Source organism: Mycobacterium sp. 852002-51057_SCH5723018, from assembly GCF_001667035.1.
Lineage (GTDB): Bacteria > Actinomycetota > Actinomycetes > Mycobacteriales > Mycobacteriaceae > Mycobacterium.
The window spans coordinates 87,951-96,959 of the sequence record NZ_LZIR01000108.1; the positions used below are offsets into that span (position 1 = coordinate 87,951).

Below are 9,009 nucleotides of genomic sequence, written 5' to 3' on the forward strand. Positions count from 1 at the left end.
GGTCTAACCTTGGGCGCGATGGTAAGCAACTCGAGGACGGCGTCGGCCATGTCCGCCGTCGCCCTGACCCTGTTCATGACCGGCTGCTCCCATGGGAGTGCCAACTCGCGGCAGGCGACCGGCAACCCGGCCGCGGCGGAGTTCGCCTCCGCGATCCATAACAAGGTCACCACCGATGCGATGATGGCGCACCTGTCGAAACTCCAGGACATCGCCAACGCCAACAACGGCACCCGTGCGGTGGGCACTCCCGGCTACGAAGCCAGCGTCGATTACGTGGTGAACACGTTGCGCGCCAGCGGCTTTGATGTGCAGACACCGGAGTTCTCGGCGAGGGTGTTTCACGGCGACAAACCGACCGTCACCGTAGGCGGCAAGGATGTGGAGGCGCGGCCGTTGGACTTCAGCCTCGGCACGCCGGCCGACGGGGTGAGCGGTCCGCTGGTGGTGTCGCCCAACGGGGAAAGCCCGGGCTGTAAGCCCTCCGACTTCGACGGGCTGCCGGTGCAGGGTGCGGTGGTGCTGGTGGACCGCGGCACCTGCCCGTTCGCGCAGAAGGAGGATGCCGCGGCCCAACGCGGTGCCGTGGCGATGATCGTCGCCGACAACGTCGACGAGCAGCAGATGGGCGGCACCCTCGGTGCCGATACCACCGTGAAGATCCCGGTGGTCAGCGTGACCAAGTCCATCGGATTGCAGCTGCGCACCCATCCCGGTCCGACCACGATCAAGCTCAACGCGAGCGTCCAGAGTTTCAAGGCCCGCAACGTCATCGCGCAAACCAAGACGGGGTCGTCCACCGACGTGGTGATGGCGGGCGCACACCTGGACAGCGTGCCCGAGGGCCCGGGCATCAACGACAACGGGTCGGGGGTGGCCGCCGTCCTGGAAACCGCTGTGCAGCTGGGCAATTCGCCGCAAGTGCACAACGCGGTGCGGTTCGGCTTCTGGGGCGCGGAGGAACTCGGCCTGATCGGGTCGCGTAACTACGTGGAGTCGCTCGACATGGACGGGCTCAAAGACATTGCGCTGTACCTGAACTTCGACATGCTCGCATCGCCGAACCCCGGTTACTTCACCTACGACGGGGACCAGTCGCTGCCTGCCGACGTCCGCGGTCAGCCGGTGGTGCCCGAGGGCTCGGCGGGCATCGAGCGAACGCTGGTCGCCTACTTGAATTCGGCCGGCAAGACCGCGCAGGACACGTCGTTCGACGGTCGTTCGGACTACGACGGATTCACCCTGGCCGGCATCCACGCGGGCGGCCTGTTCTCCGGCGCGGAGGCCAAGAAGTCCGCGGAGCAGGCCAAGCTGTGGGGTGGGACCGCCGACCAGCCGTTCGATCCCAACTATCACCAAAAGACCGACACCCTCGACCACATCGATCGCACCTCGCTCGGCATCGGCGGCGGCGGTGTCGCCTACGCGGTGGCGCTTTATGCGCAGGATCTCGGCGGGCACAACGGGGTTCCGGTCACGGCGGACCGCACGCGCCACACGCTCGCCAAGAAATGACGGGGGCGATGCTGCGCCGGCTGAGCTCAGCGTTGGCGCTGATCGGCCTGGTGGCCGGATGCTCCTCACCGCGTCCCGCGCCGCCGGCCGCGGCGCCGGATCTGGGTCATGGCCTGGCCACGAAGGTGACCGTGGACCGCATGTTCGCCCACCTGCGCGCGCTGCAGGACATCGCCAACGCTAACCACGGAAACCGGGCAGAGGGCACACCGGGCTATGACGCCAGCGTCGAGTATGTGGCGAAGACGTTGCGGGACAGCGGCTTTAAGGTATCGACACCGCAGTTCGACCGGCTCCAAACCGTGTCGCCGGGTAAGCCGGCGCTGACGGTGGCCGGCCGCAGCTATCAGGTCGACCAGGCCTCGCTGCTGGTCCGGACGCCGCCGGACGGTCTGAGCGGGCAGCCGGTGCGGCCGTCGCAACCGTCGGGCTGCGCGGCCGGCGATTACCCGCCCGCGATGCCTAAGGGCGCGATCGCCGTCGTCGACGACACCCGCTGCTCGGTGGTCGACAAGCAGAACAGCGCCGTGGCCAAGGGCGCGGCGGCACTGATCGTGCTCAGCTCGCCCAACGGCAACGGGGCTCCGCCCACGTTGTTCACGCCCGGTTACTTCAAGCAGTTGACCGTGCCGGTTGCGGTTGTCGGCGCCAATGGCGCCGCGGCGCTCGACCGCGACACCGCGCCGATTCGTCTGGTGCTCGACGCCGAGAATGTCAAGATCACGTCGCGAAACGTGCTGGCGCAGACCGAAACCGGGTCGCCTCACGACGTGATCGTGGTGGGCGCGGATCTCGACAGCGCCCGTGGCGGTCCCGGCATCAACGACAACGCGACCGGCGTGGCCGCGGTGCTGGAGACGGCGCTGCAGCTGGGCCCGCTGGCGCCGGTGAACAACGCGGTGCGGTTCGTGTTCTGGGGAGCCGAGCAGGACGGGCCCAACGGCGCGATGGACTACGTCTTCGGCATGGATCGCGACCAACTCAACGACATCGCGATGTACCTGAACTTCACCATGCTGGGCTCGCCGAACGCCGGCTTTTTCACCGACGACGGCGACCAGTCCGGGCCGCCGGGGGCCGGCATCGCGTTCGGCGACGTGCCCGACGGGTCGGCCGGCATCGAGCGCACCCTGGACGGCTATCTCAACCTGGCCGGGAAGCGGCCCGCCGACATGCCGTTGAACACCAGGGCCGACTACCACCCCTTCATGGTTGCGGGCATCCCGATCGGGGGTTTGACCGCCGGTTCTTCGCAGACCAAAACCACGGTGCAGGCGCGGCTGTGGGGCGGTCAGACGGGTACCCCCTTCGACCCCAACTATCAGAGCCCCCGCGACACGGTCGACGCCGTCAATCGGGAAGCGCTGGCGGTCATGGGTTCCGGAGTGGCCTTCGCGGTGGGCACCTACGCGGAGTCGATCGGCGGCGTCAACGGCGTCCCGCCCCATGACAAGCGGCATCGCACGCGGGTGCCGTAGCGCGGCCCTGACGCCAGTGGCGCCGCGCGTCATCGAGGGCCGCCACCGTGCTAGCCGCAACGCCATAGCGGCGGCGATGCCGGGCGCCTAGCAGTTCATCCCGGCCTCACTTTGTCCCCGAGACTTGTCACCGAGCTGGCCCGAACCGCCCGGCTTGCGGCCATTGGTCGTCCATGAAACCCCAGGTGTATGGGTGCGCTACCGGACTAGGAGTCCGGTATATCTTTTCCGCGATTCTATTGGTATGTGGCATATCAATTTAGGTGCATCATCGGTATGCTCCGTGCAGGCGGTGCCTTAGCCGCGGGCCGCCTCCGCCTCGCCCGAATCGGGCAGTGAAGGATTGCACATGAGCAACAAGTCACGTCGTCGCGGTATCGCGGCGGGCCTCGCGTTCGCTGCCGGCTCCGCGCTAACCGCGGGGTTGATCTCGGAGGCCGCAGCACCTATCGCTCTCGCCGACGGGATGCACCTGGCACATGCTCCAGCGCCGGAAGTTCCCGCCCTGCCCCCTGTTCCGGCACCGCCGCTGCCGCCGGCGGTTGTGGTAGCCGCGCCGCCGCCGGTTGTGGTCGCGGCGGCGGCGCCGCCGGCGGTTGTGGTAGCTGCGGCACCGGCGCCCGCTGCGGCGGCCCCGTCACTGCTGCCCGCTGTGGCAACTCCGGCACCGCTGCCCGCTGTGGCAACTCCGGCACCGTTGCCCGCTGTGGCAACTCCGGCACCGGCGCCCGCTGCGGCAACTGCGGTGGCGCCGCCGGTTGCAGTGACTCCGGTGCCGCCGCCGGATGTGGTGACTCCGGTGCCGCCGCCAGATGTGGTGACTCCGGTGCCGCCGCCGGATGTGGTGACTCCGGTGCCGCCGCCAGATGTGGTGACGCCGGTGCCGCCGCCAGATGTGGTGACGCCGGTGCCGCCGCCGGACGTGGTGACTCCGGCACCGCCGGATACAACGACGGCAAGTGGCGTTAGCGTCTCCGTGCTGACTCCGCCCCCAGTTGTGCTAGCTCTGCCACAGCCGCTACCAGCTGTGCTAGCTCCGGCACCGCCGCCCCCGGTTGTGGTAGCTCCGGCACCACCGCCCCCCGTTGTGGTAGAGCCGGCACCGCCGCCCCCACCTCCGGCAGCTCCGGCTCCGCCGCCCCCGCCTCCGGCAGGGGCCGGCTCCGGCACGTCCGGGACATCCGGCGTCTCTGGCACCGGACTGCACGGGCCTGACAAAGGCCGAGACCAGTGACTGAGTAATGAAGCAGGTGTCCGGCCGCGCGACAGGTAGTTGCGGCCGGGCCGTCTGGCCCATTGGTGAATATCGAGCCGCTGTACGTAGCTTGGCGCGCACGACGTGTGAGATCTGCTGCGGACTGGAATCGGCTGGAATCAGGCTGGCGACGGGCCTCCCATCACGTCGCGCGCCGGCGAAGCGTAAGTGGCGTCCCGCAGCCCGCAAGTCCCTCTCGAGGTCGTTTGTTCTGAATGTGTTGGGCGGGAAAGCCGGCTCGATCATTTGCTCATCTGGGTAGAGCGACCACCAGCTGTCCGATGCACGGTGATCTGGACTCTTCCGGTGGGCGCGGTTAGCCACCCAAGCCGCACACCCGGACTCGCACCACCCGACGACCACGAACCACGACCCTATTTAGGCGTGGTGCCGCGAGTCCGGGCGCCGATTGTTTGTAGAACGAATACTAGTCCGTCCGTTCGTGTTTCGAAATGAGTAATCCACCCGCAGTCGGTCACCCGGCGGCGCTGAGACGGTCGCCGGGCGCGGGCCGTAGCAAGACGACGTTCGTGCGAGCCGCGGCTTTCATTTGGGCTGTGACGGTTAGCCATGGGCTTTAGACTGAGAGCCCTTTGATGCTGCGCTGCAGCCTGGTCGGGATGAGGTTCGGTATGGATAAGCGCGGGCTTGGTCGACGTCTGAAGGCGGCAATCGCCTGTGCGGGCGCGGTGCTCGTGGTGGCCGGGTGCAGCACTTTTGTCGAGGGCCGCGCGCTGTCGATGCTCAACGACCCGTTCCGGGTGGGCGGCCTGCCTGCCACCAACGGGCCCAGCGGTATCCGTTCCAACGCACCCAGCACGACGGGTACGGTCGTCAACACCGACAACGGGACGATCGACAAACTGTCGTTGCTCGCGGTCAACGACATCGAGGACTACTGGAAGTCGGTGTATAGCCAATCGCTGAAGGGATCTTTCGTTCCGGTCGGCAAGCTGGTGTCCTACGACTCCAACAGTCCGAGCAGTCCGATCGTCTGCCACAACGACACCTACAAGCTCGTCAACGCGTTTTTCACCTCGCGCTGTAACCTGATCGCCTGGGACCGCGGGGTATTCATGCCCGTCGCGCAACGCTATTTCGGCGACATGTCCGTCAACGGGGTGTTGGCCCACGAATTCGGCCACGCCCTGCAGCAGATGGCGAAGCTGGTGACAAGAACAGACCCGACCATCGTCCGCGAGCAGCAGGCCGATTGCTTCGCGGGCGTCTACCTGTTCTGGGTGGCGGACGGGAAGTCGCCGCGCTTCACGCTGAGCACCGCCGATGGGCTGGACCACGTGCTGGCCGGCGTCATCACCACCCGTGACCCGGTCATGGACGCCGACACCACGAACGACGACGAACACGGGTCGGCACTGGACCGGATCAGCGCCTTTCAGATGGGCTTCATCAGCGGGGCATCGGCGTGCGCCGGGATCAACTCGAAGGAGATCGAGCAGCGCCGCGGCGACCTGCCCACCAAGCTGCAGCGCGATTCCAGCGGCGACCCGGAGACCGGCGAGGTCCCGATCAACGAAGACACGTTGTCGACGCTGATGGAGGTGCTGGGAAAGGTCTTCTCCCCGAAGAATCCCCCCACGCTGTCCTACAAGCCGGCCGACTGCCCCGACGCCAAGCCCAGCCCGCCGGCGTCCTACTGCCCCGCCACCAACACCATCGTCGTCGACCTCCCGGGACTGGCCAAGGCGGGTAAGGTCGCCGCCGAGAACGAGCACACGCTGCCGCAGGGGGACGACACCGCGCTGTCGATGGTGATGTCGCGGTACGCGCTGGCGGTGCAGCACGACCGCGGCCTGCCGATGCAGAGCCCGTGGACCGCGCTGCGCACCGCGTGCCTGACCGGTGTGGTGCACCGCAAGATGGCCGAACCGATCGACACACCATCCCAGAAGCAGCTCGTGCTGACCGCCGGCGACCTCGACGAGGCCGTTTCGGGTCTGCTCATCAACCACCTGGTCGCCAGCGACGCCGACGGTACCAGCGTGCCGGCCGGTTTCACCCGCATCGCAGCCTTCCGTGGCGGAGTCACCGGCAACATGGATGCCTGCTACTCGCGCTATCCCGGATGACGGACGGCCTCAGGCGATTTGGGCGATCCGAGGAACCAGTTCATCGCCGAGGCGGCGGATGTAGCCGACCGGATCGGGGTTTCCGGGAAGCGGACCGACGTTGATCATGTCAACCCCTAACCCGGCGTAGCGCTCCACGGTCTTCAGGTACCCGTCGGTGTCCTCGAAGGGATCGGCGAAAACGCCGACGGTCCTGCGGATCTCGCCGGGATCCCGGCCCACCGTCTCGCAGTGTCGGTTGAGCACCTCGATCTTGTGCTTGAGCTCGTCGACATCGCTCGTCGTACTGTTCCAGACGTCGGCATACTGCGCGACCAGCCGCAGCGTCTTACGCTCGCCATCGCCGCCAATCAGGATCGGGGGCCGCCGGATCGGTTGGGGCACACAGATTGTCTCGGCAAGCTGATAGTGCTTGCCGCTGTACGGCCCGTCGTCGTCGCTCCACATCTGCCGGCAGATCTGCAGCGTCTCCTCGAGCATCTCGAAGCGCGCGCTCAGGGCCGGATACGGAACGCCAAGGGCGACATGTTCGCGCTCGTACCAGGCGGCGCCGAGCCCCAGCATCGACCGGCCCTGCGACAGCACGTCCAGCGTGGTGACCGTCTTGGCCAGCAGGCCGGGGTAGCGGTAGGTGACGCCGGTGACCAGTAGCGCCAGGTCGATCGTGGCGGTGTGGGCGGCCAGGAAGCCCAACGAGGTGTAGCCCTCGAGGAACGGATCCTCGGCCCGCCCAACGTTTTCCATCTGAAAGAAATGGTCGGCCAGCGTGAACAGCGTCGCGCCGCCCTGCTCGGCGGCCTTCGCGGCGTCGGCCAGCGTCGGCCCCAGGCGCGCTGGGTCCCCAGGCAGAAAGTCGATGAAATGCACTGCCAATTCCATTACAGGCGTTGTCCTTTCATTGCTCGGTCAAGCGCTCGAGCAGCGAGAGCCCGTCGAGGATCACGCGGCGTTCCCGTTCGGAATACCGCTCCTGGATGGCGCGTGCCAGCCACTCCTCCCGCACCTGACGGTGGCTCTCGGCCCGCCGACGCCCCAAAGCCGTCAACGAAACCACCTGCCGCCGCCCGTCTTCGGGATCGGGAGTGCGCTGGATCAGCCCACGTTGCTCGAGGGCGGCCACGATGGCCGCCATCGACTGCGGACGCACCCCTTCGGCACCGGCCAGCGCGCTGGCCGATGACGCCCCCTCTTTCCAGAGCCGGGTGAGCACCGCAGTCTGGGACGGCGTCAGATCGTCGTCGATCGCGAGACTCCTCAACCGGCGTCGCAACCGGCTGAACAGCACCCGCAGGTCGCGGGCGGCCGTCACGGCGGAGTCCCCGATGCCGTCCACGCCTCCACCCTAAACCCGACAGTCATAACTGTCCAGTCTGGACTGATCAATTGGTTACGCTGCCGGGCGGGTCAACGCATTTCGTCAGCGCTTCATGTCATGCAGACGTCTGCGAACAGCAGCACGGGCCAAGACACGATCGAGCCGAGGAACGACACGACGAGGTCCGCACCCCGCATCTGGTGAAGATGGTCGGTATGTGTCGAAGACCAGATGAGCCCGACGATGAAGTACGGAATGCCCAGCAACACGGCCATTGCTATCCACTCGGCCACCGTCATCTGGTAGTTGAGTAGCTGCCGCAGTTTGTCCATCACGCGCCTCACTCCCTTCCAATGATCAAGAATGCAGCACCGATTTGTCTTTTGCGCGCGAAAATGGCATGCATGCGCAGTTTGGGTGGCGCCACGGCCGTGGTTCGACGCGCGCTCAATCGTCCGGTGACGGTTCAGGCGCTCATCGAGTTCGCCATCTGGCTCGCGGTGCCCTACATCATCGTTGGTCTCACCTGGGCGTTCATCCACGCCGATAAGGTCGAGGAGCTCAAAGACCAATGGGACCAAGCGTTGCCCGCCGCAGCGGACATCGCCGCATTCGGGGAAGCGACCGCGCTTTGGCCCGCGCTACTTCTGCTTCCCGCCACCTGCACGGGGCCGGGGTCCTAGCGCCTCAACGCAGCAGCCGCAGGGCGGCATCGACGGCGAGCGCCGGCACGTCCAGGGTTTTCGAGCGCAGATCGTGTCGCGCGCCGGCAATTTCGACGACCTCGGTCGGCGCGGCGACCAACGCCGCGGCGACGCGCAGCTCGCCGATAGTGCCGAACGGATCCGACGTTCCGTGCGTGAACACGGTGGGCACGGCGATGTCGGGCAGGTGCTCGGTGCGGGGGCGCTCCGGTTTACCCGGCGGATGGACGGGATAGGAGAACAGTGTCAGCAGGTCCACCTTGATGGGGGATGCCTCGCCGGACGCCACCACCATCGAGGTCTGCCTTCCGCCGTAGGAATGGCCGCCGGCGATCAGCGGGCCGTCGGCCAGGTCGCGGCACACGGAGATCGCCTCCACGATCCCGGCGCGGTCGGCGGCCGCCGATCCGGACGGCGGACCGGTGGGCCGGCGCCGCCGGTAGGGCAGGTTGTAGCGCACCGCGAGCCAGCCGCGGCGGGCCCACTCGTCGCAAACCTGCTGCAGCAGAGCCGAATCGCGGTTGCCGCCGGCGCCGTGGGTGAGCACCACGACCCCGGAAGGCGCCCCGGCCGGCCGGGGCGCGGCGCCCGGGCGGCCCGCGGGGGGGGGGGGGTCCCCCCCGCCCCCGCGCGGCCCCGGGGGCGGGGGCCC

8 protein-coding genes are annotated in these 9,009 nt (G+C 67.6%); 4 read left to right on the forward strand and 4 right to left on the reverse strand.

Features of this window, described 5'->3' with window-relative positions; genetic code table 11:
• The first annotated feature begins 18 nt into the window (after positions 1 to 18).
• The 3 genes from A5764_RS21915 (at position 19) to A5764_RS21925 (ending at position 6,338) form a co-directional block, all read left to right on the forward strand.
• On the forward strand, positions 19 to 1,515 hold the full coding sequence (locus A5764_RS21915; RefSeq protein WP_067117095.1) for a M28 family metallopeptidase: 1,497 nt from the start codon (positions 19 to 21) through the stop codon (positions 1,513 to 1,515).
• 8 nt (positions 1,516 to 1,523) lie between these two features.
• A complete protein-coding gene (locus A5764_RS21920; protein WP_067117097.1) occupies positions 1,524 to 2,993 on the forward strand; it encodes a M28 family peptidase in 1,470 nt (489 codons plus the stop codon).
• 1,875 nt (positions 2,994 to 4,868) lie between these two features.
• A complete protein-coding gene (locus A5764_RS21925) occupies positions 4,869 to 6,338 on the forward strand; it encodes a peptidase (protein ID WP_369807354.1) in 1,470 nt (489 codons plus the stop codon).
• Positions 6,339 to 6,347: 9 nt separating this feature from the next.
• On the opposite strand, the gene A5764_RS21930 is transcribed toward A5764_RS21925, so the two are convergent.
• The 3 genes from A5764_RS21930 to A5764_RS21940 form a co-directional block, all read right to left on the reverse strand.
• Positions 6,348 to 7,217, reverse strand: a complete 870-nt coding sequence (locus A5764_RS21930) for an LLM class F420-dependent oxidoreductase (RefSeq protein ID WP_067117101.1) — start codon at positions 7,215 to 7,217, stop codon at positions 6,348 to 6,350.
• A 16-nt stretch (positions 7,218 to 7,233) separates the two neighbouring features.
• Positions 7,234 to 7,671 carry a MarR family winged helix-turn-helix transcriptional regulator gene (locus A5764_RS21935; protein WP_067117104.1) on the reverse strand — a complete coding sequence of 146 codons (438 nt, stop codon included), beginning with the start codon at positions 7,669 to 7,671 and terminating at the stop codon, positions 7,234 to 7,236.
• A gap of 92 nt (positions 7,672 to 7,763) precedes the next feature.
• Positions 7,764 to 7,985, reverse strand: a complete 222-nt coding sequence (locus A5764_RS21940; RefSeq protein ID WP_369807356.1) for a hypothetical protein — start codon at positions 7,983 to 7,985, stop codon at positions 7,764 to 7,766.
• Positions 7,986 to 8,057: 72 nt separating this feature from the next.
• On the opposite strand from A5764_RS21940, the gene A5764_RS21945 reads away from it, so the two are divergent.
• Positions 8,058 to 8,336, forward strand: coding sequence for a hypothetical protein (locus tag A5764_RS21945; RefSeq protein WP_067117107.1), 279 nt, complete (start codon positions 8,058 to 8,060; stop codon positions 8,334 to 8,336).
• 4 nt (positions 8,337 to 8,340) lie between these two features.
• On the opposite strand, the gene A5764_RS21950 is transcribed toward A5764_RS21945, so the two are convergent.
• Positions 8,341 to 8,907, reverse strand: a complete 567-nt coding sequence (locus A5764_RS21950; protein ID WP_067117110.1) for an alpha/beta family hydrolase — start codon at positions 8,905 to 8,907, stop codon at positions 8,341 to 8,343.
• Positions 8,908 to 9,009: the final 102 nt, after the last annotated feature.